General features: G+C 65.4%; 25 protein-coding genes and 3 tRNA genes. 24 read left to right on the top strand and 4 right to left on the bottom strand.

The window, feature by feature from the left end; all coding sequences use genetic code 11:
• Nucleotides 1-167: 167 nt before the first annotated feature.
• Complete coding sequence (mutS, locus tag Q2K57_RS05530) at nucleotides 168-2,777, bottom strand: DNA mismatch repair protein MutS (RefSeq protein WP_304526296.1); 2,610 nt, start codon at nucleotides 2,775-2,777, stop codon at nucleotides 168-170.
• 198 nt (nucleotides 2,778-2,975) lie between these two features.
• On the opposite strand from mutS, the gene Q2K57_RS05525 reads away from it, so the two are divergent.
• The 12 genes from Q2K57_RS05525 to Q2K57_RS05470 all read left to right on the top strand — a co-directional run bounded on the left by Q2K57_RS05525 (nucleotide 2,976) and on the right by Q2K57_RS05470 (nucleotide 13,317).
• Nucleotides 2,976-3,482, top strand: a complete 507-nt coding sequence (locus Q2K57_RS05525) for a CinA family protein (RefSeq protein WP_369700307.1) — start codon at nucleotides 2,976-2,978, stop codon at nucleotides 3,480-3,482.
• A gap of 149 nt (nucleotides 3,483-3,631) precedes the next feature.
• Nucleotides 3,632-4,693, top strand: a complete 1,062-nt coding sequence (recA, locus tag Q2K57_RS05520; RefSeq protein ID WP_304526294.1) for a recombinase RecA — start codon at nucleotides 3,632-3,634, stop codon at nucleotides 4,691-4,693.
• Between the two features lie 3 nt (nucleotides 4,694-4,696).
• Nucleotides 4,697-5,194: a regulatory protein RecX gene (locus Q2K57_RS05515; RefSeq protein ID WP_304526293.1), complete on the top strand. Its 498-nt coding sequence runs from the start codon at nucleotides 4,697-4,699 to the stop codon at nucleotides 5,192-5,194.
• Nucleotides 5,195-5,329: 135 nt separating this feature from the next.
• A complete protein-coding gene (gene alaS, locus Q2K57_RS05510; RefSeq protein ID WP_304526292.1) occupies nucleotides 5,330-7,939 on the top strand; it encodes an alanine--tRNA ligase in 2,610 nt (869 codons plus the stop codon).
• A gap of 102 nt (nucleotides 7,940-8,041) precedes the next feature.
• Nucleotides 8,042-9,295, top strand: coding sequence for an aspartate kinase (locus Q2K57_RS05505; protein WP_304526291.1), 1,254 nt, complete (start codon nucleotides 8,042-8,044; stop codon nucleotides 9,293-9,295).
• 199 nt (nucleotides 9,296-9,494) lie between these two features.
• Nucleotides 9,495-9,695, top strand: a complete 201-nt coding sequence (csrA, locus tag Q2K57_RS05500) for a carbon storage regulator CsrA (RefSeq protein ID WP_304526290.1) — start codon at nucleotides 9,495-9,497, stop codon at nucleotides 9,693-9,695.
• 263 nt (nucleotides 9,696-9,958) lie between these two features.
• Nucleotides 9,959-10,051: transfer RNA gene (locus Q2K57_RS05495), tRNA-Ser, on the top strand.
• A 56-nt stretch (nucleotides 10,052-10,107) separates the two neighbouring features.
• Nucleotides 10,108-10,184, top strand: a tRNA-Arg gene (locus tag Q2K57_RS05490).
• Nucleotides 10,185-10,271: 87 nt separating this feature from the next.
• A tRNA-Arg gene (locus Q2K57_RS05485) sits at nucleotides 10,272-10,348 on the top strand.
• 535 nt (nucleotides 10,349-10,883) lie between these two features.
• On the top strand, nucleotides 10,884-11,639 hold the full coding sequence (locus Q2K57_RS05480; protein WP_304526289.1) for a 5-oxoprolinase subunit PxpA: 756 nt from the start codon (nucleotides 10,884-10,886) through the stop codon (nucleotides 11,637-11,639).
• Nucleotides 11,636-12,358: a 5-oxoprolinase subunit PxpB gene (pxpB, locus tag Q2K57_RS05475; protein ID WP_304526288.1), complete on the top strand. Its 723-nt coding sequence runs from the start codon at nucleotides 11,636-11,638 to the stop codon at nucleotides 12,356-12,358. The genes Q2K57_RS05480 and pxpB overlap by 4 nt, the downstream gene beginning before the upstream one ends.
• On the top strand, nucleotides 12,355-13,317 hold the full coding sequence (locus Q2K57_RS05470; RefSeq protein ID WP_304526287.1) for a biotin-dependent carboxyltransferase family protein: 963 nt from the start codon (nucleotides 12,355-12,357) through the stop codon (nucleotides 13,315-13,317). Before pxpB ends, Q2K57_RS05470 begins: the two co-directional genes overlap by 4 nt.
• Nucleotides 13,318-13,324: 7 nt before the next feature.
• On the opposite strand, the gene Q2K57_RS05465 is transcribed toward Q2K57_RS05470, so the two are convergent.
• Nucleotides 13,325-14,338, bottom strand: coding sequence for a tRNA-dihydrouridine synthase (locus Q2K57_RS05465; RefSeq protein ID WP_304526286.1), 1,014 nt, complete (start codon nucleotides 14,336-14,338; stop codon nucleotides 13,325-13,327).
• Nucleotides 14,339-14,497: 159 nt separating this feature from the next.
• Between Q2K57_RS05465 and Q2K57_RS05460 the strand changes: the two genes are divergently transcribed.
• The 3 genes from Q2K57_RS05460 (at nucleotide 14,498) to Q2K57_RS05450 (ending at nucleotide 17,984) form a co-directional block, all read left to right on the top strand.
• Nucleotides 14,498-14,740, top strand: coding sequence for an OadG family protein (locus Q2K57_RS05460; protein ID WP_112053852.1), 243 nt, complete (start codon nucleotides 14,498-14,500; stop codon nucleotides 14,738-14,740).
• A gap of 94 nt (nucleotides 14,741-14,834) precedes the next feature.
• Nucleotides 14,835-16,649: a sodium-extruding oxaloacetate decarboxylase subunit alpha gene (oadA, locus tag Q2K57_RS05455; protein ID WP_304526285.1), complete on the top strand. Its 1,815-nt coding sequence runs from the start codon at nucleotides 14,835-14,837 to the stop codon at nucleotides 16,647-16,649.
• Nucleotides 16,650-16,661: 12 nt separating this feature from the next.
• On the top strand, nucleotides 16,662-17,984 hold the full coding sequence (locus Q2K57_RS05450; RefSeq protein ID WP_304526284.1) for a sodium ion-translocating decarboxylase subunit beta: 1,323 nt from the start codon (nucleotides 16,662-16,664) through the stop codon (nucleotides 17,982-17,984).
• A 92-nt stretch (nucleotides 17,985-18,076) separates the two neighbouring features.
• Here Q2K57_RS05450 and Q2K57_RS05445 read toward each other — a convergent pair whose 3' ends face one another.
• Nucleotides 18,077-18,694, bottom strand: coding sequence for a YigZ family protein (locus tag Q2K57_RS05445; protein WP_304526283.1), 618 nt, complete (start codon nucleotides 18,692-18,694; stop codon nucleotides 18,077-18,079).
• A complete protein-coding gene (locus Q2K57_RS05440) occupies nucleotides 18,694-19,164 on the bottom strand; it encodes a LexA family transcriptional regulator (protein ID WP_112053848.1) in 471 nt (156 codons plus the stop codon). The genes Q2K57_RS05445 and Q2K57_RS05440 overlap by 1 nt, the downstream gene beginning before the upstream one ends.
• Nucleotides 19,165-19,400: 236 nt before the next feature.
• On the opposite strand from Q2K57_RS05440, the gene ccmA reads away from it, so the two are divergent.
• The 9 genes from ccmA to ccmI all read left to right on the top strand — a co-directional run bounded on the left by ccmA (nucleotide 19,401) and on the right by ccmI (nucleotide 26,648).
• Nucleotides 19,401-20,045 carry a cytochrome c biogenesis heme-transporting ATPase CcmA gene (ccmA, locus tag Q2K57_RS05435; protein ID WP_304526282.1) on the top strand — a complete coding sequence of 215 codons (645 nt, stop codon included), beginning with the start codon at nucleotides 19,401-19,403 and terminating at the stop codon, nucleotides 20,043-20,045.
• Nucleotides 20,032-20,763 (top strand): heme exporter protein CcmB, encoded by a 732-nt coding sequence (ccmB, locus tag Q2K57_RS05430; RefSeq protein ID WP_304526281.1) that lies wholly within the window; start codon nucleotides 20,032-20,034, stop codon nucleotides 20,761-20,763. Before ccmA ends, ccmB begins: the two co-directional genes overlap by 14 nt.
• 13 nt (nucleotides 20,764-20,776) lie before the next feature.
• Nucleotides 20,777-21,517: a heme ABC transporter permease gene (locus Q2K57_RS05425; RefSeq protein ID WP_304526280.1), complete on the top strand. Its 741-nt coding sequence runs from the start codon at nucleotides 20,777-20,779 to the stop codon at nucleotides 21,515-21,517.
• Nucleotides 21,517-21,717, top strand: coding sequence for a heme exporter protein CcmD (ccmD, locus tag Q2K57_RS05420; RefSeq protein WP_112053844.1), 201 nt, complete (start codon nucleotides 21,517-21,519; stop codon nucleotides 21,715-21,717). Before Q2K57_RS05425 ends, ccmD begins: the two co-directional genes overlap by 1 nt.
• Nucleotides 21,707-22,207 (top strand): cytochrome c maturation protein CcmE, encoded by a 501-nt coding sequence (gene ccmE / locus Q2K57_RS05415; protein ID WP_304526279.1) that lies wholly within the window; start codon nucleotides 21,707-21,709, stop codon nucleotides 22,205-22,207. The genes ccmD and ccmE overlap by 11 nt, the downstream gene beginning before the upstream one ends.
• A gap of 12 nt (nucleotides 22,208-22,219) precedes the next feature.
• Nucleotides 22,220-24,253 (top strand): heme lyase CcmF/NrfE family subunit, encoded by a 2,034-nt coding sequence (locus tag Q2K57_RS05410; RefSeq protein WP_304526278.1) that lies wholly within the window; start codon nucleotides 22,220-22,222, stop codon nucleotides 24,251-24,253.
• Nucleotides 24,250-24,777, top strand: a complete 528-nt coding sequence (locus Q2K57_RS05405) for a DsbE family thiol:disulfide interchange protein (protein WP_304526277.1) — start codon at nucleotides 24,250-24,252, stop codon at nucleotides 24,775-24,777. The genes Q2K57_RS05410 and Q2K57_RS05405 overlap by 4 nt, the downstream gene beginning before the upstream one ends.
• A gap of 89 nt (nucleotides 24,778-24,866) precedes the next feature.
• Nucleotides 24,867-25,313 carry a cytochrome c-type biogenesis protein gene (locus Q2K57_RS05400; RefSeq protein ID WP_304526660.1) on the top strand — a complete coding sequence of 149 codons (447 nt, stop codon included), beginning with the start codon at nucleotides 24,867-24,869 and terminating at the stop codon, nucleotides 25,311-25,313.
• The gene (gene ccmI, locus Q2K57_RS05395; RefSeq protein WP_304526276.1) at nucleotides 25,314-26,648 is read left to right on the top strand and encodes a c-type cytochrome biogenesis protein CcmI; all 1,335 of its coding nucleotides are present in this window, start codon (nucleotides 25,314-25,316) and stop codon (nucleotides 26,646-26,648) included. It begins immediately after the preceding gene.

Here is a 26,648-nt window from a genome sequence, read left to right as displayed (position 1 = left end):
GTGCAGGGCCAGCAAGTCATCGCAGCGGCCGGCGGGCAGAACGTTTCGGCATGAATCCATGCCTGTTGTGCTGCGTTGCGGACACTTTCCCCGTTGATCGTGCCGCCCTGTTCAGCTGACGGTCGGCTTGTCTGGTGCGCACGCCTGGGGCGTCTCTGCCCAGGCCTCTAGACCTTCTCCCGCCAGGCGTAGAGCAGTTCCAGGGCTTGGCGTGGGCTCAGGCCGTCGACATCCAGGCCGGCCAGCTCGTCGAGCAGCGGATGTGGCGTGCTGGCGAACAGGTCGTCCTGGCGAGGCGCCGCTGCCGAGGGGGGCGCACTCGACCCGATGTCTGCTGCCGGGTCGGCCAGGGGTGTCTGGCGCTGGCCCTGGTCGATTTCCTGCTGTTCGAGTACGGCGAGTTTCTCGCGCGCCCGGGCGATGACGTGCTGGGGCACCCCGGCCAGTTGGGCGACCTGCAGGCCATAGCTCTGACTCGCTGGGCCATCTTCCACCCGATGCATGAAGACGATGCCGTCCTTGTGCTCGGCGGCGGTCAGGTGCACGTTGGCGACCCCCGGTGCCTGATCGGGCAGGGCGGTCATCTCGAAGTAGTGGGTGGCGAACAGCGTGAAGGCCCGCGAGCGGGTCAGCTGCTCGGCGCTGGCCCAGGCCAGTGACAGGCCGTCGAAGGTCGAGGTGCCGCGGCCGATCTCGTCCATCAGCACCAGGCTCTTGTCGCTGGCGTTGTGCAGGATGTTGGCGGTCTCGGTCATCTCGACCATGAAGGTCGAACGACCGCCGGCCAGGTCATCCGAGGAGCCGATGCGGGTGAAGATGCGATCGACCGGGCCGATCTCGGCGGCATCGGCGGGCACGAAGCTGCCGGTGTGGGCCAGCAGGGTGATCAGCGCCGCCTGACGCATGTAGGTCGACTTGCCGCCCATGTTGGGGCCGGTGATCACCAACATGCGCCGGTTGTCGTCCAGGGCCAGGTCATTGGGCACGAAGGGCGCCTCGCTGACGTGTTCGACCACCGGGTGGCGCCCGCCCTGGATGTTGATGCCGGGGGCCTCGGTGAGGGTCGGGCGCACGAAGTCGAGCGCCTGGGCTCGCTCGGCGAAGCTCGCCAGCACATCGAGGCTGGCCAGCGCCCGGCCCGTCTGCTGCAGGGCGTCGAGCTCGGCCCCCAGGGTGTCGAGCAGCGATTCGTAGAGGAGCTTCTCACGACCCAGCGCCCGCGACTTGGCCGACAGCGCCTTGTCCTCGAACTCCTTGAGCTCGGGGATGATGAAGCGCTCGGCGTTCTTCAGCGTCTGGCGGCGGATGTAGTCTGCCGGCGCCTCGCGAGCCTGGGCGCGTGGGATCTCGATGTAGTAGCCGTGCACCCGGTTGTAGCCGACCTTGAGGCCGGCCAGGCCGGTGCGCTCGCGCTCGCGGGTCTCCAGCTGGATCAGGTAGTCACCGGCGTTTTCGGCCAGGCCTCGCTGCTCGTCGAGCTCCTCGTCATATCCGGTGGCGATCACGCCACCATCGCGGATCACCACCGGCGGGTTCTCGACCAGTGCCCGGGTGAGCGTCTCGGCAAGCGCGGGATAAGGGCGGATATGGCGCCTGAGCTCGTCGAGCGCGGTGCCCTCGTCGAAGCCTGCGAGGCTCGCCTCGAGGCCGGGCAGGGCGTTCAGTGCGTCACGCAGCCGGGCCAGGTCGCGGGGGCGTGCGCTGCGCAGCGCCACGCGGGCCAGGATGCGCTCGACGTCGCCGATGGCTTTCAGATCCTCGCGCAGGGCCACGAAGGCCTCGTCGTCGAGCAGTAGCGCCACGGCGGCCTGGCGGGCCAGTACACGCGGGCGGTCGTGCAGCGGCCGGTTCAGCCAGCGCTTCATCAGGCGCGAGCCCATGGCGGTGGCGGTGGTGTCGAGGACGCTGGCCAGGGTGTTGTCGCTGTTGCCGCCCAGGTTGGTGTCGATCTCCAGATTGCGCCGGCTGGCGGCGTCGATGACCACGGCGTCGTCCCGGTTCTCGACGCCGATGGCGGTAACGTGAGGCAGTTGGGAGCGCTGGGTGTCACGGGCATAGTCGATTAGCACCCCGGCGGCGGTCATGGCGGCCTCGAGGTGGGCGCAGCCGAAGCCGCGCAGGTCCTGTACCGCGAACTGGTCGCATAGGGAGCGGGTCGCGGACTCGAGATCGAACAGCCAGTCGCTCTGGCGGCGCAGGCCGCGGCGCTCGGCAATCGAGGGCGGAAGGTCCTGGCTGTCGGCGATCAGCAGTTCGGCGGGATCGAGGCGCTGGACCTCGGCGAGCATCTCGGCCTCGCCCTCGACCTCCAGTACGCTGAAGCGCCCACTGGACAGCTCCAGCCAGGCCATGCCCCAGGTCTCGCCACGCGAATAGGCGGCCAGTACCAGGTTATCGCGGCTGGCATCGAGCAGCGCCTCATCGTAGAGCGTGCCAGGGGTGACGATGCGCACCACCTTGCGCTCCACCGGGCCCTTGCTGGTGGCTGGGTCGCCGATCTGTTCGCAGATCGCCACTGACTCGCCGGCCTTGACCAGTCGTGCCAGGTAGCCCTCGGCGCTGTGGTAGGGCACGCCCGCCATGGGAATCGGCTTGCCCGCCGACTGGCCGCGCTGGGTCAAGGTGATGTCGAGCAGGGCGGCGGCGCGCTTGGCGTCGTCGAAGAACAGCTCATAGAAGTCCCCCATGCGATAAAACAGCAGCACCTCGGGGTGCTCGCGCTTGATCTTCAGGAACTGGCTCATCATCGGGGTGTGCTGGGCGCTGGCCTGGGTCATGGGCTTCCTTGATTGCTCTGGCGTGCGTGGCGCTGCAGGGCGCGGCTGGACGTGACAGCGAGGACATGGCGTCGCCTGGACGGGTGACTCGTCAGGGACCGGCAAAAGGCGATATTCTACCCGCTCAGGCGCGCCTCGTCAGGCGCTGACCCGCCATTCCGAGAGCATTGCTCCGCCAGCCGTCAGGGAGGCAAGATGATGGGGAACACTGAGGCCCTCGAGGCCTTTGACACGCTCACGCTCGCCACTCGGCTGGGCGAGGCCTGCCGGGCCCGAGGCGCGTCGGTAACCGCCGCCGAGTCCTGTACCGGTGGCGGTGTCGCCCATGCCATCACCGAGATCGCCGGCAGCTCCGGCTACTTCGAGACCGGCTACGTGACCTATTCGAACGCGGCCAAGACGCGCCAGCTGGGCGTGCCGGAGGCGACCCTTGAAACGCATGGTGCGGTCAGTCGCGAGGTGGTCAATGCCATGGTAGCTGGGGCCTGTCGCGATAGCGGCGCGAGCCTTGCCGTCGCCATCAGCGGCGTGGCCGGCCCCGGTGGCGGCAGCGAGGCCAAGCCAGTGGGGACGGTGTGGCTGGCCTGGGGCGACAGTATTGCCCAGGAGGCCGTATGTCGGCACTTTGAGGGTGATCGCCACGCGGTGCGCGAGCAGGCGCTGCGGGCGGCGCTGGTTGGGCTGATCGTTCGGCTCGAGGGCTAGCAGGCCACTCAGGAAAAGTTGTTTGAGCGGTAGGCGCGGCCGGTTTTTTTCTCCATAATACTGTGCAGTCATACAGTGTTTGCTATCCGTATTTAGACCCAGTATTCAGAACTCATCGTTTTCCCTTTGATGACTCCAGGAGGCCATCCATGGCACAGGACGACAATCGCTCCAAGGCACTGAACGCGGCGCTCACCCAGATCGATCGCCAGTTCGGCAAGGGCACCGTGATGCGCCTGGGCGACGCGCCGCGCGTGGTGATGCCTTCGGTTTCCACCGGCTCACTGGGCCTGGATATCGCGTTGGGCATCGGCGGGCTGCCGCTGGGCCGGGTCGTCGAGATCTACGGGCCGGAATCCTCGGGCAAGACCACCCTGACCCTGTCGGTGATCGCCCAGGCTCAGAAGCAGGGCAAGACCTGTGCCTTCGTCGACGCCGAGCACGCGCTAGACCCGAGCTACGCCGAGAAGCTCGGCGTCAACCTCGATGACCTGCTGGTCTCGCAGCCGGATAACGGTGAGCAGGCGCTGGAAATCTGCGACATGCTGGTGCGCTCCGGCGGTGTCGACGTGATCATCGTCGACTCGGTGGCGGCGCTGACGCCGCGGGCCGAGATCGAAGGCGAGATGGGCGATTCCCACGTGGGCCTGCAGGCGCGTCTGATGTCGCAGGCGCTGCGCAAGATCACCGGCAACATCAAGAACGCCAACTGCATGGTGGTGTTCATCAACCAGATCCGCATGAAGATCGGTGTGATGTTCGGTAGCCCCGAGACCACCACCGGCGGCAACGCCCTGAAGTTCTACTCAAGCGTGCGCCTGGATATTCGCCGCACCGGCTCGGTCAAGCAGGGCGATGAGGTGACCGGCAACGAGACCCGCGTCAAGGTGGTCAAGAACAAGGTGGCGCCGCCGTTCCGCCAGGCCGAGTTCCAGATCCTCTACGGCAAGGGCATCTACCACGCCGGCGAAGTGGTCGACCTGGGCGTGCAGTGCAACCTGGTCGACAAGGCCGGCGCCTGGTACAGCTACAAGGGCAGCAAGATCGGTCAGGGCAAGGCCAATGCCGCCCAGTATCTCGAGGATAACCCGACCATCATGGAAGAGATCGAGAGCCAGATCCGCGCCCAGTTGCTCACTCAGGCCGAGCCGAAGGACGACAAGGCCGAAAGCGAAGCCGTGGCCAGCGACGAGCTCGACGACAAGGCCTGATCCATGGCGTTCGAGTCCGGCAATGCGACACGCGGCGGGGGCGGCGATCAGTCGTCACCCCGTGACGACGCCATTCGACTGCTGGCGCGGCGAGAGTATTCCCGCCACGAGCTCGAGAGCCGCCTGTCAGCCAAGGGGCATGCTCACGAGGACGTGGCGGCCTGCCTCGATGCCCTGGCCGAGCAGGGCCTGCAGTCGGATGAGCGTTTTGCCGAGCACTTCGTGCGCTCGCGCACCTTGCGCGGCCAGGGGCCGCGCAAGGTGCGCGCCGAACTGGATCAGCGCGGCGTGGGGCGCGAGATGGCCAATGAGGCCCTCGAAGATGCTGAAGTCGACTGGTATCAGCTGGCCGCCGAGACCCTCGCTCGGCGCTTCAGTGGTCCCGGTGACGCGCCCAAGGAACGCGCCAAGCGCGAGCGTTTTCTTGCCGGCCGTGGCTTTGACTTCGACCAGCTCAAATATGCCCTGGCCCATGCCTGGGACGCCCCCGAGGTCGACTAGCCCGCGCTTCCCCCCTGAAAGTTTCCCGCCGACTCGTTATACTCCAAGGTTTGCGACGACACCGGCGTGCCGTGTCGGTCCGCCTCGGCGGCCGCTCGCCCGCAGCGTCAACACGCTTATCGCCACGGACTAGATATGAAAAGCGCAGAGATCAGACAGGCCTTTCTGACCTTCTTCGAAGAGCAGGGACATTCCAACGTGCCGTCCAGCTCGCTGGTGCCGGACAACGACCCCACCCTGCTGTTCACCAACGCCGGCATGGTGCCCTTCAAGGATGTTTTCCTGGGGCGCGACCCGCGTCCCTACGTGCGCGCCACCTCGGCCCAGCGCTGCGTGCGCGCCGGTGGCAAGCACAACGACCTGGATAACGTCGGCTACACCGCTCGGCACCACACCTTCTTCGAGATGCTCGGCAATTTCAGCTTCGGCGACTACTTCAAGCGCGAAGCCATCCAGTTCGCCTGGACCTTCCTGACCGAGCGCCTAGGGCTGCCCAAGGACAAGCTGTGGGTCACCGTCCACATAAGCGACGATGAAGCCGAGCGCATCTGGAAAGACGAGATCGGCATCGACCCCGAGCGTTTCTCCAAGCTCGACGAGGACAACTTCTGGCAGATGGGTGATACCGGTCCCTGTGGGCCGTCCTCGGAAATCTTCTTCGATCATGGCCCCGAGGTCTGGGGTGGCCCTCCCGGCAGCCCGGAAGAAGACGGCGATCGCTACATCGAGATCTGGAACCTGGTCTTCATGCAGTTCGATCGCGACGCTCAGGGCAACATGAACCCGCTGCCCAAGCCGTCCATCGATACCGGCATGGGCCTCGAGCGGGTGGCCGCCGTGATGCAGGGCGTGCACTCGAACTACGAGATCGACTTGTTCCAGAACCTGCTGACGGCTGCTGCCGAGGCGACCGGTCACACTGATACCAGCGCACCGTCGCTGCGGGTGATCGCCGACCATATCCGCTCCTGCGCCTTCCTGATCGTCGACGGCGTTCTGCCGTCCAATGAAGGTCGCGGCTACGTGCTGCGCCGGATCATTCGTCGCGCGGTGCGCCACGGCCACAAGCTTGGCGCCAAGGGCAGCTTCTTCCATACGCTGGTAGCGGCGCTGGACGCCGAGATGGGCGATGCCTATCCGGAACTGCGCCAGGCACGCGCTCAGATCGAGACCGTGCTGGCCAAGGAAGAAGCGCAGTTCGCACGCACCCTTGATCACGGCATGGGGCTGCTGACCGAGGCGCTGGACGCCCTCAATGGCGACGTGCTGCCCGGCGAGACGGTGTTCAAGCTCTACGACACCTACGGTTTCCCCTATGACCTGACTGCCGACGTCTGCCGCGAGCGCGGCGTTTCTCTCGACGAGGCCGGTTTCAAGGCGGCGCTTGAAGCGCAGCGCGAGCGGGCTCGGGCGGCCAGCCAGTTCGGCGCCGACTACGGCGTTACCCTGGAGCTCGAGGGCGAGACCGCCTTCACCGGCTATGATCGCCTCGAGGACGAGGCCAAGATCACGGCGCTGGTCGATACAGAGGGCAACGAACTGGCGGCACTGGAAGAAGGCCAGAAGGGTGTGGTGGTGCTCGACCGCACGCCTTTCTACGCCGAGTCCGGCGGCCAGGTGGGCGATACCGGCTACCTCGTGGTCGACGGCGGCCGCTTCCAGGTCACCGATACCCAGAAGCAGGCCGGTCACCACCTGCACCAGGGACTGATGATCGAGGGCAGCCTCAAGATTGGCGCCACGGTAACGCCGACGGTCGATGCCAGCTTGCGTGCCGCCACGGTGCGCAACCACTCGGCGACTCACCTGCTGCACAAGGCGCTGCGGATGGTGCTCGGCGAGCATGTCCAGCAGAAGGGCTCACTGGTCAGCGCCGAGCGGCTGCGCTTCGATTTCAGCCACCTCGAGGCCGTGACGCCTGAGGAGCTCGCCGAAGTCGAGGCCATCGTCAACGCCCAGGTGCTGGCCAATGCGCCGACGCAGATCCAGAACATGACCCTCGATGAGGCCAAGGCCAAGGGCGCCGCGGCGCTGTTCGAGGCCAAGTACGCTGACGATGTGCGGGTATTGACCATCGGTGCCGACGACTTCTCGGTGGAGCTGTGCGGCGGCACCCATGTGGCGCGCAGCGGTGATATCGGCTGCTTCCATATCGTCACCGAGACCGGCATCGCCTCCGGCGTGCGCCGCATCGAAGCCATCACCGGCGAGGCGGCTCTGGCCTACTTCCAGGGCCAGGAGGCCCAGCTGGCGCGGGTCGGTGAGCGCCTCAAGGCCAAGCCCGAGCAGGTCGAAAGCCGCGTCGAGTCGCTGCTCGAACGCAATCGCGGCCTCGAGAAAGAGCTTGAACGCCTCAAGGCCAAGCTCGCATCGAGTGCCGGAAACGACATGCTGAGCGAAGCGCAGGACATCGCCGGTGTTCGCCTGCTCGCCAAGCAGCTCGAGGGCGTGTCCGGCAAGGAGCTGCGAACCGTGATGGACCAGCTCAAGCAGAAGCTGGGTTCCGGCGTGGTGGTTCTCGGGGTGGCCGATGCCGACAGTGGCAAGGTCAGTCTGATCGCCGGTGTGACCAACGACCTGACCGGGCGTCTCAAGGCCGGCGATCTGGTCAAACACGTCGCCGCCCAGGTGGGCGGCAAGGGCGGCGGCCGCGCCGACATGGCGCAGGCCGGGGGCAGTAATCCCTCAGCCCTCCCCGAGGCCCTGGCCAGTGTGCCGGCCTGGGTCGAGGCTCAGCTGGGCTAAGCTCACAGGGGGTCGCGGGCAGTGTTGCCCGGACCCCCTTATTATTTGCGCGTCCGACAAACGGCGCTTTCCTTTCACCCTTTCACTTCAAGGCAATCGCATATGGCGCTATACGTACAGAAATTCGGTGGCACCTCGGTGGGCTCGGTCGAGCGCATCAAGGCTGTGGCCGAGAAGGTAAAACGTTTCCGCGACAACGGTCATCAGATCGTGGTGGTGGTTTCGGCGATGAGCGGCGAGACCAACCGTCTGGTCGATCTGGCCAGTCAGATCAACGACGAGCCGACCCCGCGCGAGCTGGACATGCTGGTCTCCACCGGCGAGCAGGTGACCATCTCGCTGCTGGCCATGGCCCTGCAGAAGCTGGGTGTGCCGGCGACCTCCTACACCGGTGCCCAGGTCGGCATCCAGACCGACAGTGCCTACACCAAGGCGCGCATTCAGCGTATCGAGACCGACGAGATCCAGTCCGATCTGGATGATGGCCAGGTGGTCGTGGTGGCCGGATTCCAGGGCGTCGATGAGGAAGGCAACATCACGACCCTCGGTCGTGGCGGTTCCGATACCACCGGCGTGGCGCTGGCCGCGGCGCTAAAGGCCGATGAGTGCCAGATCTACACCGATGTCGATGGCGTCTATACCACCGACCCGCGGGTCTGCTCCAAGGCGCGCCGGCTCGAGACCATCACCGTCGAGGAGATGCTCGAGCTTGCAAGTCTCGGTTCTAAGGTCCTGCAGATTCGTGCCGTCGAATTTGCCGGCAAGTACAACGTGCCGCTGCGCGTGCTCTCGAGCTTCGAGGACGGCGGTAACGGCACCCTGATCATTGCAGACTCAGATGACGAAGAGGATTCCATGGAAGAACCGCTGATTTCCGGTATCGCTTTTACCGCCAACGAAGCCAAGCTCACCCTGCTCAACACCCCGGACGTGCCGGGCGTGGCCTCGCGGATCCTCGGGCCGATCGCCGATGCCAACATCGAAATCGACATGATCGTGCAGAATGTTGCGCCGGCCGGCGACTACACCGACTTCACCTTCACGGTCGGCAAGGGCGATTACAAGCAGACCATGAAGATCCTCAAGGATCAGGTGATTCCGGACCTGGGCGGCGGTGAGCTGCGCGGCGACGATAATATCGCCAAGGTCTCGCTGGTCGGTGTCGGCATGCGCTCCCATGCAGGCGTTGCCGCCAAGATGTTCCGCGTGCTGGCCGACGAGAACATCAACATCCGCATGGTCTCCACCTCCGAAATCAAGATCTCCGTGGTCATCGACGAGAAACACATGGAGCTTGGGGTACGTGCCCTGCACAAAGCCTTCGGCCTGGACAAGGATGACATCGAGCAAGAGTGATCGCCGCTGGTGACGCCGACCACTTTCACTACGCTATAGTGATGGCCACCGCCTTTGGTGGTGGCCACACTCATAGGGTGGTGAGCGGCGTCGCAATGGAAGGGCGTTTGGCTTGAAGCCGTGTGTCGCGCATAATCTTGCCTCGCTTGGACATAAGCGTGCATATCCCGTTGCAAGAAGTCTGAGAAGGAGATCGGTCATGCTCATCCTGACCCGCCGTGTTGGCGAAACCTTGATGATTGGTGATGAAGTCACCGTGACTGTGCTGGGCGTGAAAGGGAATCAGGTACGCATTGGCGTGAATGCTCCCAAAGATGTCGCAGTACACCGTGAAGAAATCTATCAGCGCATCCAGCGCGAGAAGACCGAGGAAGACGGCGAGCAGGAATCGTTGTTGTAAATCCCCCGGCGGCACCCGAACCGCTGTCAGAGTCGGGTGTGAAGAAGGTGCCTGCATGGGAAGCGGTGGCCGATAAAGTGTGGTAGGCTATCGCCGCTGGGTTGCAGGAGTGGTGGTTGTAAAACACTCAAGGCCCGGTAAACCGTGGTTCAGCGTTCGTCCTGAGTCTCAGACGTGATCTGGTCATGGTAAGCGCAAAAAAGTTGCCCGAAGGGTTGGACAAACACCTTCAGAAACGGTAACATACGCGCCGTGTTGATGAGGGAGAGGTGGCCGAGTGGCTGAAGGCGCTCCCCTGCTAAGGGAGTATGGGGTTTATAGCCTCATCGAGGGTTCGAATCCCTCTCTCTCCGCCATTAACTGTGATGCGTCGCAGTAACATCAGCACAACGAAGATGTAATGCATAAGCACGCGCCCGTAGCTCAGCTGGATAGAGTATCTGACTACGAATCAGAGGGTCGGAGGTTCGAATCCTCCCGGGCGCGCCATCTTCCCTCCAGCGTGAAAGCATTTTCTCGCCGGATATTGGTTGTGGCTTAGATTGTCGCCCTTCCAACACGAGTACTACCCGATACGCGCCCGTAGCTCAGCTGGATAGAGTATCTGACTACGAATCAGAGGGTCGGAGGTTCGAATCCTCCCGGGCGCGCCAGATTTCAACCCGTCCTCTCGAGGGCGGGTTTCGTGTTTTTGGCCTCGCTACTGTCGGTAGCCCGAGCGCCTCCGCATTTCTTGATATCGATCCCAGCGTTGCCAGCCCTGTCTGGTGGCTCGGTCTTGATCTTTTCGGGCGTCGTCGCAATCGCGTACGGCGCCTTTTTTTGCCGATCTTTCCTGATCCTGTCCACGGGCCTATCCTGGATTGCTCTTCGCAGCCGGGCTTTCGACGACGGCTCTATCCATGCCGCTAGTCAAAACCCTGTCTTAAAGCCCCAGCCAAAGCCCTATCCATGACCCTTAGCCTTGGCGCATGCTAAGTGTCATCGTGCAGGGCCAGTGACCAATGGTGTCTGGTCATCCATGTCCACAAGAGCTGTCGGGCGCGAGAACCCCGTGGCTGGGTGGGTAGAAAGATTGTTACCCAAGGAGATAAGTATTCGCCTAGGGGTGTTCTGTCTTTTGCTGGCAATTTGACGATAAATTGTCTATAAATTGTCATAACAAAAATTCAACAAGAGAGGACTCCAATGACCAGACTACTGCTTAATGCCGATATGGGCGAAAGCTTCGGCCCCTGGAAAATGGGGCTCGATCATGAGGTCATGCCGGTAGTCGACCTGGCCAACGTGGCCTGCGGTTTCCATGCCTCGGACCCCGATACCATCCGCGCAACGGTCCGCCTGGCCGCTGCCCATGGCGTCACCGTCGGGGCGCACCCGGCCTATCCCGACCTGGTCGGTTTTGGTCGCCGCTCAATCGCCTGCTCGAGCGAGGAAATCGAGAATCTGGTGCTCTACCAGATCGGCGCGCTGGCTGCGCTGTGCCGCGCCGAGGGCGCGCGCCTGGGCTACGTGAAACCCCACGGTGCGCTCTACAACGACATGATGCGCGACCCGGACAAGCTGTCTGCGGTGATGCGGGCGCTGCGCGCCTTCGATGCCGACTTGCCGTTGATGGTAATGGCGACCCGCGATCCCTCGGCGGCTCGCTCCCTGGCCGCCGAGCACGATCTCACCCTGTGGCTCGAAGCCTTCGCTGATCGCGCCTACGATGCCGAGGGGCGCCTGGTCAGCCGCCGCGAGCCCGGGGCCGTGCATCACGACCCCGAGGTGATCATCGATCAGGCGCGGCGAATCGCCATCGGTTCGCCCCTCACCGCCTCCGATGGCAGTGAGCTGGTGCTCGAAGCCGATACCCTTTGCGTTCACGGTGACAATCCGGAATCGATCGCCGCGGTCAAGGCCATTCGCCAGGCCCTCACGGATATCGAGGCCGCTTCATGAGGCTGCCACGTCTCGAGAATGCCGGCGTCGATGCCTGGCTGGTCCGTCTCTTCGACACCATCGATGAAGCCAATATGCCGTGGCTGATGGCCCTGTGTCGTCGCTGTGAAGACGCTTTCGGGCCGGCGCTGGTCGATCTGGTGCCGTCCTATACCACCCTGCTGGTTCATTATGACGCCGCGCGCCTCACGGCAGCAGAGGCCCGCGCGCGGTTGGCGAACATTCTCGCCGACCTGCGTCCGGACGAGGGGGCAGCAGCAGGTGCCATCAAGGAGGTTCCGGTCTGGTACGACGAGAGTGTTGGCCCCGAGCTTGAACGCCTGATGGCCGTCACCGGGCTTGATCGCCAGACGCTGATCGAGCTGCATTCAGGCCATGAATACCGGGTCTTCGCGCTGGGCTTTGCGCCAGGCTTCGCCTTCATGGGCAGTCTCGATGAGCGCCTTGAAATGCCCAGGCTCGACACCCCGCGTCAGCGGGTGCCGGCCGGTAGCGTGGCGGTGGCCGGGCGCCAGACCTCCGCCTATCCGCGCCAGTCGCCCGGGGGCTGGAACCTGATCGGGCGCACGCCGCTCACGCTCTTCGATCAGCATCGCGGGGAGCAGAGCTACCTGCAGGTCGGCGATCGGGTGCACTTCAAGCCTGTGGACCGAGCCGCATTCGAACGCCTGGGCGGCGATGCCCGTCCAGTCGCCTCGAGTCAGGAGGCCCGCCCATGAGCGAGACGTCGATGACGGGTGCCACCGCACTGCGCGTGGAGAAAGCCGGACCCTTGGCCACCCTGCAGGACGCCGGACGATTCGGCGTGCGCCGACTGGGCGTGACCCAGGGCGGCCCTGCCGACCTGCACGCCTTCGCCTGGGCCAATTACCTGCTGGGCAATACCTGGGGCGCTGCGGTGCTCGAGATCACCCTTGGCGGATTGACCTTGATCGCCGAGCGGGACCTTCGTCTGGCGCTGTGCGGCGCCGACCTGAGCGCCACTCTCGACGGCGAGCCGCTGGCACCCTGGCAGGCCTTTACCCTGCATAAAGGGCAGCGTCTGGCTTTCGGTATTCCACGGGCCGGGGTGCGTGCCTATCTGGCTGTGCCCGGTGGCTTTCAGGATTCGCCGGTGCTTGGCAGCCTGGCCTGCGTGACCCGTGAAGGGCTCGGCGGGCACACCGGAGCGGGCACGCCGCTGGTCGAGGGCGAGGCCCTGCGCGTCGATGCCGATGCGGTGGATGGCGTCTCACCCGGCGAGACGCGAGCGGTACCGATGCAGGAGCGACTCGACTATTTGGCGCCGGCGGTGCTGGGGCTGATTCCCGGCGCCCAGATCGCCGACTTCACCGGGCCGAGCCTATTCCGTGCCTTTCACGCCGAATGGCGGGTCGATGCTCGGGCGGACCGGATGGGCGTGCGGCTTACCGGGCCCAGGCTCGAATGCCGGCTCGCCAGCATGATCTCGGAGGGTATTGCGCTAGGGGCCGTGCAGGTGCCGCCGGACGGGCAGCCCATCGCGCTGCTCAATGATCGCCAGACCGTCGGCGGTTATCCAAGGCTTGGCACCCTGACGCCCCTGGGCTGCGCACGGCTTGCCCAGTGCCAGCCCGGCCAGGCGGTACATCTTACCCCGGTGGCGCTGGGCGCGGCGCAGAGTGACTATCGACGCTTTCTCGCCGCCCTGCAGGCCTGAGGCGGATTCAGGTGGCTAAGGTGGTGGCTGGCCGCCGTTGCTTGAGAGAGGTGCTCTCTGCCGGTGCGCTCTTGGCGGTCAGGCCGGCCAGGAAGGGATCCAGGCGAGTCTCGCGGCGCAGCACCTGAAAGCGGCCGGCGGCTTCCGGGTCCCGGGCGCGCATCTGGTTCAGCCACTGCTTGAGCAGCGAGACCACGACACGCTCGGGGAGTGTGCTACGCTGCAATGCAGCATAGGTGGCAAGAATGTCGGCACGAACCGCCCATGGGGTAGCGGGCAGACGCTCGTTGGTGCGCTGCCAGTGGCGGATGCGTGGGGCCAGGAAGGGATCGGCGAGCGCGCCGCGGCCAAGCATCACGTCCGGACACCCGGACAGGGTGCGCGCCTTCCAGTAGTCCTCGAGCGTCCAGATATCGCCATTGGCGATCACCGGGATGCGCAGGGCATGACGGATGCGACCGATCCACTCCCAGTGGGCCGGCGGTCGATAGCCCTCGTCGCGGGTGCGGGCATGTACCACCAGCGAGGCGGCACCGCCGCGCTCGGCGGCCAGCGCGCAGTCCAGGGCTCGCAGGCGGTCCGAGAAACCCAGGCGCACCTTGGCGGTGACCGGCACGGCGCCGTCCACGGCCTGATGCACCGCGGCCACGGCCCGCTCGAGGCGGCGCGGGTCGCGCAGCAGCGAAGCGCCGCCGTCGTGACGATTGACCGTCTTGGCCGGGCAGCCGAAGTTAAGGTCGAGGCTGATCGCGCCAAGGCTCACCGCCTGACGCGCATTGGCGGCCAGTGCCTCCGGATCCGAGCCCAGCAGTTGCAGGTGCACCGGAATACCATGGGGCGTCATGACCCTTGGCTGGCCAGGCGCGGAGTCGGGCGCCTGAATAAGCTCCGGGCAGTGCTTGTAGAAGACCCGCGGCGGCAGGCGCACGTCGACCACGCGCACGAATTCCGTCACCGTCCAGTCGAAGCCTGGGTGCTCGGTGAGCAGGGCGCGGGTATGGGCATCGATCACGCCTTCCATGGGCGCTAGGCCGATGCGGCCTTCATGTAGTAAATTAACTACGTTCTGCTCAACCATGGTGTCATTGCATTATCGGTAGGTTCAGGCAGGTTATTGTACCAGTCGAATAGCATGCCCAGGACAGTCATGGTTGGGCGCGACCGAGTAAGGGGATTTCATATGCAAGACTCGCTGATGCAGGAAGGCCTGATGCTGATGGCGTTCGGGATGGGCTTCGTCTTCGTCTTCCTGACGGTGCTGGTCATCGCCACCACCGGCATGTCGAAGCTGGTCGCGCGCTGGGCGCCGGTGCCGGCCAAGCCTGAAGCCGCGCGCGCGCCGGCGCCTGCCGCTCAGGATGATGATCTGATGGTGGTGATCAGCACGGCCGTGCACCGCTATCGCCAGCGTCATCGTCGCTAGGCCGGCGGACGTCACGCCACGCCACGCCGCTAGCAGGTCGGGAGCCTCGCCGCCTGCCAGACAGAATTATCGATAAAGACAAGGATAAACCGTTATGAGTGAGACTCGACGCCCATTGGGCATCACCGACGTGGTGCTGCGCGACGCCCACCAGTCACTGTTCGCCACTCGCATGCGCCTGGACGACATGCTGCCGATCGCCGAGAAGCTCGATCGGGTCGGTTTCTGGTCACTGGAGTCTTGGGGCGGGGCCACCTTCGATGCCTGCATTCGCTATCTGGGTGAAGACCCCTGGGCGCGCATTCGTGCCCTCAAGGAAGCGATGCCCAATACGCCGCAGCAGATGCTGCTGCGCGGCCAGAACCTGCTGGGCTACCGCCACTATGCCGACGACGTGGTCGACAAGTTCGTCGAGCGCGCCCGCACCAACGGCGTCGATGTCTTCCGCGTCTTCGATGCCATGAACGACCCCCGCAACCTCGAGCGAGCCATTAAGGCCGTGCGTGCCAACGAGGGCCATGCCCAGGGCACCATCGCCTATACCGTGAGCCCGGTGCACACCATCGACGGCTGGGTCGAGCTCGCCAAGCAGATCGCCGACATGGGCGCTGACTCCCTGGCAATCAAGGACATGGCCGGCCTGCTGGCGCCCTATACCGCCTACGAGCTGGTATCCAAGCTCAAGCGGGAACTGTCGATCCCCATCCATATGCAGTGCCATGCCACCACCGGCATGTCCACGGCGACTGCCCTGAAGGCCGTCGAGGCGGGTATCGACAATATCGATACCGCCATCTCCTCGATGTCGATGACCTATGGGCACAGCCCCACCGAGTCCGTGGTGGCGATGCTCAAGGATACCGACCGCGACACCGGCCTGGATCTCGAGCTGCTCGAGGATATCGCCGCCTACTTCCGCGAAGTGCGCAAGAAGTACGCCGCCTTCGAGGGCTCGCTGAAGGGCATCGACTCGCGGATCCTGGTCGCCCAGGTGCCCGGTGGCATGCTCACCAACATGGAAGGCCAGCTCAAGGAGCAGGGCGCCGGCGACAAGCTCGATGACGTGCTCAGCGAGATTCCTCGGGTCCGCGAAGACCTGGGCTTCATTCCGCTGGTGACCCCGACCTCGCAGATCGTCGGCACCCAGGCGGTGATGAACGTGATGATGGGCAGCCGCTACAAGTCGATCTCCAAGGAGGTCCAGGCGCTGCTCAAGGGCGAGTACGGCGCGGCGCCCTCGGGCTATAACCAGGACCTGCAGTCGCGGGTGCTGGAAGGCAAGCAGCCAATCACCTGCCGTCCGGCCGACCGGCTGGAGCCGGAGGTCGAGCGCCTGACCCAGGAACTCGAGGCCAAGGCCAAGGAAGAAAATATTCGCCTGGAAGACGGCGAGCGACGCATCGACGATGTGCTGACCTATGCGCTCTTCCCGCAAATCGGGCTCAAGTTCCTCAAGAACCGCGACAATCCCGATGCCTTCGAGCCAGCGCCCAAGGCCCAGGCGGCGGGTGTGCCGGCGGCCAGCGCTCCTGCCAAGTCAGGCGGCGAGGCACCGGCGGCGGGCCCCGAGACCTACACTATTACCGTCAACGGCAAGCAGTATGTGGTCGAGGTCGCTGAAGGGGGCGAAATCGGCCAGGTTCAGTCCCAGGATGACGCCGGTCAGGCCGCCGCCCCGGCGGCGCCGGCCGCCTCCAGCGGTGAGACCGTCAGCGCGCCGCTCGCCGGCAATATCTTCAAGGTCAACGTCAAGCCGGGCGATCAGGTCGCCGAGGGCGACGTGGTGATCATTCTCGAGGCCATGAAGATGGAGACTGAAATCCGCGCGGCAAGCGCCGGCACGGTCTCTGCGGTCAAAGTCAAAGAAGGCGACAGCGTATCCGTGGGTGATGCGCTGGTCGTCCTGTAAGGGCGCCGATTCATGGATAAACTGCTGACTCTCTGGTACGGCTCGGGACTCTACAACCTGAGCCTTGGGCAGGCGGCGATGATCGTCATCGGCCTGCTGCTGCTCTACCTGGCGATCCACAAGAAGTTCGAGCCGCTACTGCTGGTGCCGATCGGTTTCGGCGGGATACTGGCCAACATCCCCGAAGCCGGGCTTGCCCTGTCCGCTGCCGAGCAGGCGGCGCACCTGGCGACTCCTGAAGTGCTGGGGCGCATGGCCGGTGCGCTGGGCATGAACCTGGACCCTTCGGCGTCGCTTGAGACCACGCGTCATGCCATCGCCGCGGTGGTGCATGGCGATACCGCACCCAACCTGGTGCGGGCCGCGCAGGACGTGGCTCAGGATGTGGGCTTCACCAACGGCATGCTCTACAACTTCTACAGCGTGGCCATTGCTTCGGGCATCGCGCCGCTGGTGATCTTCATGGGCGTGGGCGCCATGACCGACTTCGGTCCGCTGCTGGCCAATCCGCGCACCCTGTTTCTGGGGGCAGCGGCTCAGTTCGGTATCTTCGCCACCCTGCTCGGCGCGGTGGGGCTGACCTCACTTGGCTGGATGGACTTCTCGCTCAAGCAGGCCGCCGCCATCGGCATCATCGGCGGGGCCGACGGCCCGACTTCGATTTATGTGTCGAGTCTGCTGGCGCCTGAGCTGCTGGGGGCGATCGCCGTGGCGTCGTATTCCTACATGGCGCTGGTGCCGCTGATTCAGCCACCGATCATGCGTGCGCTGACCAGCGAAAAGGAACGCCAGATCGTCATGACCCAGCTGCGGCCGGTGTCCAAGCTCGAGAAGATCTGCTTCCCGCTGGTGCTGTTGATCCTGGTAGTGCTGTTCCTGCCGGACGCCGCGCCGCTGCTCGGCATGTTCTGCTTCGGCAACCTGATGCGCGAATGCGGCGTGGTCGAGCGTCTGTCGGATACGTCACAGAATGCGCTGATCAACATCGTGACCATCTTCCTCGGCCTGTCGGTGGGCTCCAAGCTGATCGCGGATCGCTTCCTGGCCGTCGAGACCCTGGGGATCCTGAGTCTTGGCATCATCGCCTTCGCAATCGGTACCGCCTGCGGCGTGTTGATGGCCAAGCTGCTGAACACCTTCAGCAAGATGGAGATCAATCCGCTGATCGGCTCGGCCGGCGTGTCGGCGGTGCCAATGGCAGCAAGGGTGTCGAACAAGGTGGGGCTTGAGTACAACCCCCACAACTTCCTGCTCATGCATGCCATGGGCCCGAACGTGGCCGGCGTCATCGGCTCGGCGGTCGCCGCCGGGGTGATGATCAAGTACCTGGGCTGAGCCTCGCGGTTTACGCCGCCGGTTGATAAAAACGGCGCCCATTGGGGCGCCGTTTTTTGTGGCGATCAGGCGCGCAGATGCCGGGGCGGGCGTCAGTCGGTCAGATGCTCAAGCTGCCCCTTGAGCCGGCTGTCCAGGGCGCTGAGGTCCGCGTCCCGGTCAGAGGGCCAGCCCACGGTGAGCACGACGCCATCGGCGCCGTAGTCGGCCTGCTCGACGGGAATGTCTTGCTCATTGAGCCAGGAGCGGGCCTCGGCCTCGCCGGCGAAGCCGAGCTTCATGCGCAGCGGGGTGCGCTGGGTGAAATCGCGGCTCGGCAGTGTCTCCAGAGCCTGAGCCACGGCCTTGGAGTAGGCGCGGGCCAGGCCGCCGGTGCCGAGCTTGGTGCCGCCGAAATAGCGAATGACCACGCAGCCCACCTGGCCCATGCCGGCGCCCTCGAGCACCTGAAACATGGGGCGCCCGGCGGTGCCGCCGGGCTCGCCGTCATCCGAGAAGCCGATGGCCTGTTGCTCGCCGGGCGGGCCGGCGACGAAGGCGCTGCAGTGATGGCTGGCGTTGGGGTGGCGCGTCCGGGCCTCGGCCAGCAGGGCCTCGAAGCTCGCCGTATCCGGGGCGTGGCAGGTCCAGGTCAGAAAGCGACTCTTCTCGACCTCGAGTTCGGTCTCGCGCCAGTCGCCAAGGGGGAGATCGGGAATCGGGTAGCGCATCAGGCCGCCTGAGCCGGCTGGCGCACCACGCCCATGACCAGGCCAAGCACCTGGATGTCGTCGTTCTTGAGATAGATCGGTGCCATGGTCTCGTTGGCCGGCTGCAGGCGCACACCGGACTTCTCGATGTAGAGCTTCTTCAGGGTGACCTCCTGGTTGTTGATCAGCACCACGGCGGTCTCGCCGTTCTCGGCGCTTTCCTGGCGCTCGATGATGATCACGTCACCGTCGAAGATATTGCAGTCGATCATCGAGTCGCCGCAGACCTTGAGCGCGTAGGTATTGCGCCGCACCATGCGGGACGGGATGAACACGCTGGCCTGGTCGGGACAGGCCTCGATGGGCAGGCCGGCGGCGACCTTGCCAAGTAGCTCGACCTCGACCATGTCGCTGGCCGTTATCTCCTCCCAGGCATTGCTGAGCGGTAGGTTGGGTAGACGGTGCAGATAATGCGGTGCGGTGTGCGGCATGATCTTTCTCCCTAGGCGCGGCGTCGAAGTGAGCCCATGGCTCAATAGCTGTTGTTATTTACAGTATTCTTGGCGGTGCTCCTGCATCATAGCAAGGGCAGCGAGGCTCGCAAGGGAATCACGCTAAAACCGCGTCATGACAGGCCAATGCGACTCGCTGCCGCAAGGCCCGTGCTGGCGAGAAATGGCCGCAGCGTGTACAGTGCCGAGCGGATTACCGACCCTGGGAGACCCTCGTGAGTGCTCGCCTGCAAGCGCGAAACCTGAGCTGTGAACGCGACGGACGCATGCTGTTTCGTGACCTTGATCTGGTGATCGGCCCCGGCGAGCTGGTACGCGTCGAAGGGCCCAACGGCAGCGGCAAGACCACGCTTCTGAAGATTCTCTCGGGTCAGTTTGATGATTACCAGGGCGAGCTCCGCTGGGGCGATGCGCCCCTTTCCCGTGTTCGGGAGGCCTTCCTGTCCAACCTTGTCTATCTGGGGCATGCCAGCGGCATCAAGGCTGCGCTGACGGCGCTTGAAAACCTTGCCTGGTATCAGGCGCTGGCGGGTGAAACGGGCAGCGAAGCGGCGCGTCTCAACGCGCTTCATGCGGTCGGCCTGGCCGGTTTCGAAGACCTGCCGGTGGCTCAGCTCTCGGCGGGGCAGCAGCGCCGGGTGGCTCTGGCGCGCCTTGAGCTTACGCCTCGGCCGCTGTGGGTGCTCGACGAGCCCTTCACCGCCATCGACAAGCCGGGCGTCGCCGCACTGGAGCAGCGCCTGCATGGCCATGTCGCCGCCGGCGGTAGCGTGCTGTTGACCACCCATCACGACCTTGCCGTCCAGGGTTCCGTGAAGCGCATTCAGCTCGGTGAAGGGGGTGAGCATGTCATCCTCTGACAGGGGCCCGTCGAGTGCGGTCGAGATGGTCGAGCCCCGCGACGGCCTCGGCGTCGCCATGGTCGCCATCTTCAAGCGCGACCTGATCCTCGCCGCGCGCCGGCGCAGCGATATCCTGAACCCTCTGGCGTTCTTCGCCCTGGTGATTACCCTGTTTCCGCTGGGGATCTCGCCGCAGCAGGCACTGTTGGCCACCATCGCGCCGGGGCTTTTGTGGGTGGCGGCGCTGCTGGCGACGCTGTTGTCGCTGGATGCGCTGTTTCGCGCCGACTTCGAAGATGGCAGCCTCGAGCAGCTGCTGCTCGCGCCTCAGCCGCTGTCGGCGCTGGTGCTCGGCAAGGTCGCCGTGCACTGGCTGATGACTGGGCTGCCGCTGGCGCTGATGGCGCCGTTGCTGGGGCTTCTGCTGGGGCTGCCGGCCGAGAGCTACCTGGTGCTGTCGCTGTCACTGGCGCTGGGTAGCGTCAGCCTGAGCCTGATTGGCGCCATCGGCGCGGCCCTGACGGTCGGCCTGTCCCGGGGCGGCGTACTGCTCTCGCTGCTGGTGCTGCCGCTGAATATTCCGGTGCTGATCTTCGGCACCGGCGCCGTGCAGGCGACGATCATCGGCGATCCGGTGGGCCCGCACCTGGCGATACTCGGCGCGCTTTGCTGCGGGGCGCTTATGCTGGCGCCCTTTGCCATTGCCGCTTCGCTACGCATCAGTATCAATGGATAAGGAATGTCGGGGTATGTGGGCGTTCATTCACAAGGTGGGATCACCCAAGTGGTTCTATGGTATTAGCGGAAGGCTCCTGCCCTGGTGCTGGACCCTGGCGGTGGCCCTGATCCTCATTGGCAGCGTCTGGGGGCTCGCCTTTGCCCCGGCCGACTACCAGCAGGGCGACAGCTTTCGCATCATCTATGTGCATGTGCCGGCGGCCTTCCTCGCTCAGTCGATCTTCGTTTCCATGGCGGCGGCGGCGCTGGTGTTCATGGTCTGGAAGATCAAGGTCGCCGACATGGCGGCCGCGGTGATGGCGCCGCTGGGCGCGGTGATGACCTTCGTTGCGCTGTTCACCGGCTCGGTGTGGGGCATGCCTACCTGGGGCACCTGGTGGATCTGGGATGCCCGCCTGACCTCGATGCTGATTCTGCTGTTTCTGTACTTGGGCGTGATCGCCCTGCGCGGCGCCTTTGCCAGCCGCGACAGCGGTTCTCGGGCCGCCTCGGTGCTGGCCATGGTCGGGGTGATCAATATTCCGGTGATCAAGTATTCCGTCGACTGGTGGTACACCCTGCATCAGCCGGCGTCTTTCTCGATCACCTCGCGTCCCTCGATGCCGGTCGAGATGTGGTGGCCGCTGCTGCTGATGGTCCTGGGCTTCTATGCTTTCTTTACGGCCATGACCCTGATGCGAACCCGCAGCGAGATCCTGCGCCGCGAGGCCGGCAAGCACTGGGTGCGTGAACTCGCCGCGGGAGGCGCCTGATGGCTTTCGATTCCCTCGACGCCTTCTTCGCCATGGGCGGTTATGGCACCTACGTGTGGTCCGCCTGGGCAGTCACGGCCCTCGCCATGGTGGGCAGCGTGCTGCATGCCCGGCGAGAACGCCGCGGCCTGCTCCGTGATCTTGAACGCCGGGCGCGCCGTGAAGCCGCCAACCCGAGGACCGACCGCGATGCATCCTAAGCGCAAGCAGAAGCTCTTCGTCATCCTTGGCTTGGTGACCCTGGCCGCGCTGGCGATCGGCCTGACCCTGTATGCCCTGCGCAGCAACATCAACCTGTTCTTCAGTCCGGTGCAGATCGCCGCCGGCGAGGCGCCGGTAAGCCGCACCCTGCGTGCCGGTGGCATGGTCAAGGAGAACAGCGTCGCCCGGGACCCCGAGAGCCTGGATGTCACCTTCGTGATCACCGATTTCGTCGAGGATCTCGAGGTACGCTACAGCGGCATCCTGCCCGACCTCTTCCGCGAGGGGCAGGGCGTGGTGGTAGTCGGCCAGCTCGACGGCGAGGGCCACCTGACGGCAAGCGAGGTGCTCGCCAAGCACGACGAGAACTACATGCCCAGCGAGGTCGCCGACGCCCTGAAGGCCGCCGGCTATTCCCCTGCCGACTATTCGTCCGCCGGCGGTGACAGCACCCCCAAGGCCGGTAGCGCGATCGGCGGTGCCTACTGACCCGGAGTTGCCATGCTGATTGAGATGATTCCCGAACTCGGCCACTTCGCGCTGGTGCTGGCCCTGCTGCTGGCCCTGGTCCAGGCGGTGGTGCCGCTGGCCGGGGCGGCCACCCGCCGCCCGCTGTGGATGGCCTTTGCCCAACCCATGGCGGCGGGCCAGCTGTTGTTTCTGTTTATCGCCTACGCCTGCCTGACCGCAAGCTACCTGCTGGATGACTTCAGCGTCGCCAACGTCGCCAACAACTCCAATTCGATGCTGCCCTGGTACTACAAGGCCAGCGCCGTCTGGGGCAATCATGAGGGCTCGGTGCTGCTGTGGAGCCTGCTGCTCGGCGCCTGGGGCTTCGCCGCCAGCCTTTTCTCCCGGGAATTGCCAAGGGATATGCTGGCGCGGGTGCTGGGGGTCATGGGGCTAGTGAGCGCTGGCTTTCTGACCTTCGTGCTGGTGACCTCCAACCCCTTCACGCGGGTGCTGCCGATACCGCCACAGGATGGCGCCGACCTCAATCCGCTGCTGCAGGACTTCGGCCTGATCATCCATCCGCCGATGCTCTACATGGGCTATGTGGGGTTCTCGGTGGTGTTCGCCTTCGCCATTGCCGCCCTGCTCGGCGGCCGGCTCGATGCCGCCTGGACCCGCTGGGCGCGTCCCTGGACCAATATCGCCTGGGCCTTTCTGACCGTCGGCATCGCGCTGGGCAGCTGGTGGGCCTACTACGAGCTGGGCTGGGGCGGCTGGTGGTTCTGGGACCCGGTCGAGAACGCCTCCCTGCTGCCCTGGTTGGCCGGCACCGCGCTGATCCATTCGCTGGCCGTGACAGAGAAGCGCGGCTCCTTCAAGAGCTGGACGGTGCTGCTGGCCATCACCACCTTTTCGCTGTCGCTGCTCGGTACCTTCCTGGTGCGCTCGGGGGTGCTGACCTCGGTGCATGCCTTCGCCAACGACCCGTCGCGGGGCATGTTCATCCTCGCGCTGCTGGGCATCACCGTGGGCGCGTCGCTAGCGGTGTTCGCCCTGCGCGCGCCCAGAGTCAGCCATGCGGTGCGCTTTAGCTGGCTGTCGCGGGATGCGCTGCTGCTGATCAACAACATCCTGCTGGTGATCATGACCGTCACCGTGCTGCTCGGCACGCTCTACCCGCTGGTGCTGGATGCCCTGGACCTTGGCAAGATCAGCGTCGGCCCGCCGTACTTCAATGCGCTCTTCGTGCCGCTGACGGTGACTCTCTGCGTGTTCATGGGTCTGGGCCCGCTGTCGAGCTGGAAGGCCATGCCGGGCCGCGAGCTTGCCCGTCGCCTGGCGCTTTCCGGCATCACCGCGCTGGTGATCGGCCTTCTGGCCCCTCTGATCTATGGCGGCGAGTGGAACCTCTGGGTGTCGCTCGGGCTGGTCTCGGCGCTGTGGGTGGTGCTCCCGCTGGTGCGTGATCTTGTCGACAAGGTTCGGCGTTCGGACGCGCCGCTCTCGGCCCTCAGGCGTCTGTCGCCGGCCTACTGGGGGATGGTGCTGGGTCATCTGGGCCTTGCGGTGACGATCGTCGGCGTCACCGTGGTCTCGCACTACAACGTCGAGCGCAACGTGCGCCTCGACGTGGGCGAAAGCGTCACCGTGGCGGGCTATGACTTCACCATGACCGGACTTGGCCAGCAGCGAGGCCCCAACTACCTGGCCGATACCGCGACCATTGCGGTCAGCCGCGGCGGCGAGGCGCGCCTCTTCACCATGCACCCTGAGAAGCGCGTCTATATCGCCCGCGGCATGCCGATGACCCAGGTCGCCCTGCGTCCCGGGCTCCTGCGCGACCTATATGTGGCGATGGGCGAAGAGCTGGACGACGGTTCCTGGGCGCTGCGCATTCAGTTCAAGCCCTTCGTGCGCTGGCTGTGGCTCGGAGCGTTGCTGATGGCCACCGGTGGGCTGGTGGCGGTGATCGACCGGCGCTATCGCAAGCGCGTCAAGGCGCGCAGCGCCCGGCCACAGGGCGAGCTGGGCGCCGCGCCTGACGATTCGCCGCGGGATACGCGAAAGGAGGCACGGGCATGAAGCGTCGTCTGTTGCTGGCCATTCCGCTGCTGCTTTTCATCGCCCTGGCGGGGCTTCTCTACCGCAGCCTGTCGTTGGACCCCTCGTCCCGGGATTCGGCGCTGCTGGCTCGGGACTTCCCAGCCTTCACGCTGTCGAGCCTCGAGGACCCTGAGGCGAGTTTCGACGCTTCGCTGCTTCGCGGCGAGGTGACCCTGGTCAACGTCTGGGGCGAATGGTGTCCCACCTGCAAGCAGGAGATGCCGCAGCTGCTTGATCTTGCGGAGCGTGACGTGCGGCTGGTCGGCGTCGACTACAAGGACAGCCGCGAGAAGGGGCGCGCCTTTCTCGAGGAGTTCGGTAACCCCTTCGAGGTCAACCTGTTCGATCCCGAGGGCGAACTTGGCTTCGAGCTAGGCGTCTACGGCGCGCCGGAGACCTTCCTGGTCGATGCCGACGGGGTGATCCGCTATCACCACACCGGCTATATCACCCCCGAGGACGTCACCGAGACCATCATGCCGGAGGTGCGCAAATGGCAATGACCTCCGCCGCGTCTCCCGTTGCGACCTTGCTTGCCGTCAGGCGTCGTCTCGGCCTTACGCTGCTCGCGGCGCTGTTGCTTTCACTGCTGATGGGGCTTTCCGTCGAGCCGGCCCGAGCGGCGGTCGAGGTGCGCGACTTCGACTCCCCGGTGACCGCCGAGCGTTACCGTTCCCTGACCGGCGCCCTGCGCTGCCCGAAGTGCCAGAACCAGGCGATCGGTGATTCCAACTCGCCGGTGGCCAAGGACATGCGCGAGCGGGTCGCGGCGCTGTTGCGCGAAGGCCGCAGCGACCGCGAGATTCAGGACTTCATGGTCGCTCGCTTCGGTGACTATGTGCTCTACAATCCGCGCCTGGAGGATCGCACCCTGCTGCTGTGGGGCCTGCCCGCCGCTCTGGTGCTGCTCGGCGGCGTATTGGTGGCGCTGATCGTGCGCCGCCGGCGCCGCGCGTCGGCCCGCGAGCTCTCGGCCGAGGAGCGCGCGCGCCTGGATGCCCTGATCAATCGACCCCCTGATCCATCAGGAGATCACTGAATGACCCTACTCTGGCTCGCCCTGGCCGTGCTGCTGCTGCCGGCGCTGTGGCTGCTGGCCCTGCCGCTGCGCCGCGCCAGTGCTCTCGCCAAGGCCCAGCGTTCCTATGAGGATGCCGATCATAGCGCCGAGCAGAACCTGGCCATCTATCGCCGGCGCCGGGCCTCTCTGGAGGCCGCAAGGGAGCGCGGCGAGATCGATGATGCGCGTTTCGACGAGGATCACCTGGAGCTCGAACGCAGCCTGCTCGAGGACACCGCAACACGAGCCACGCGCCCGCTCAAGCCAGCCGGCGCCGGCCGACTGATGGTGCCGATCACCATGGTGGCGGTGGCCGTGGCGGCCTTCGTCTGGTACAGCCAGCAGGGCGCCTCCGGCGATCTGGCCCTCTATGCCGTGCAGCAGGAGGTGCGTCAGGCCCCCGACGGCTCGCCGGCGATGATGATCAATCGCCTCGAAGAGGAAGCCACCCGTCAGCCCGACAACCCCAACGTCTGGGCCTCTCTTTTTCCGCTGTACCGTGACAATGGTCAGCCCACACAGGCCGTGGCCGCCCTGGAGCGGCTGATCGCGCTGGAAGGCCGCCAGCCGTCGCTGCTCGCCCAGCTGGCGCAGATCCAGTTCTTCGCCGCCAACCGCACCCTGACGTCTGAGGTGCAGGCGCTGGTCGACGAGACCCTCGACAAGGACCCGCGTGAGCCGACCATCCTTGGCATGCTGGGCATCGAGGCCTTCGACCACGGGCGTTATGAAGAGGCCATCGACTACTGGCGGCGCGCCGTGGCCGGCTTCAACAATCCGGCCGCCGCCGAGTCCCTGCGCCAGGGCATCGCCGTGGCGCAGTCGCGGCTGGGTCAGGCAGCACCGGGTCAGACAGAACGTGATCAGACAGCCTCTGGCCAGGTAGCCGCTAGCCAGAACGCGGCTAGCCAGGCGGCCGCCAATGGTCCCGGCATAAGCGTGCGGGTGCGCCTGGATGAGCGCCTCGCCGAACGGGTCGGTGCCGGGGCCAGCGTCTTCGTGGTGGCTCGCGATGTGGCCGGAGAGCGTCCGCCGCTGGCCATCGTGCGCGCCACGGTTGGTGACCTGCCGCTGACGGTTCGCCTCGATGACGGTGATGCCATGAGCCCCATGGCCAAGCTTTCCCAGGTGGCAGAGGCGCGCCTCGTGGTGCGGGTCTCGCCCAGCGGTCAGGCAAGGCCTCAACCCGGCGATCTGGTCGGCGAGCACGCGGCGGTACCTGTTTCAGCGGCGGGTGTCGAAGAGGCGGGCGCCCCGGTCGAGGTGATCATCGACCGGGTCGTCGCCACCAGCAGCAGCGAGGCCGACGACTAA

This window comes from Halomonas sp. I5-271120 (assembly GCF_030553075.1).
GTDB lineage: Bacteria > Pseudomonadota > Gammaproteobacteria > Pseudomonadales > Halomonadaceae > Onishia > Onishia taeanensis_A.
Note: the sequence above shows the minus strand (reverse complement) of the source record. Positions and strands in the feature narration are given on the sequence as shown.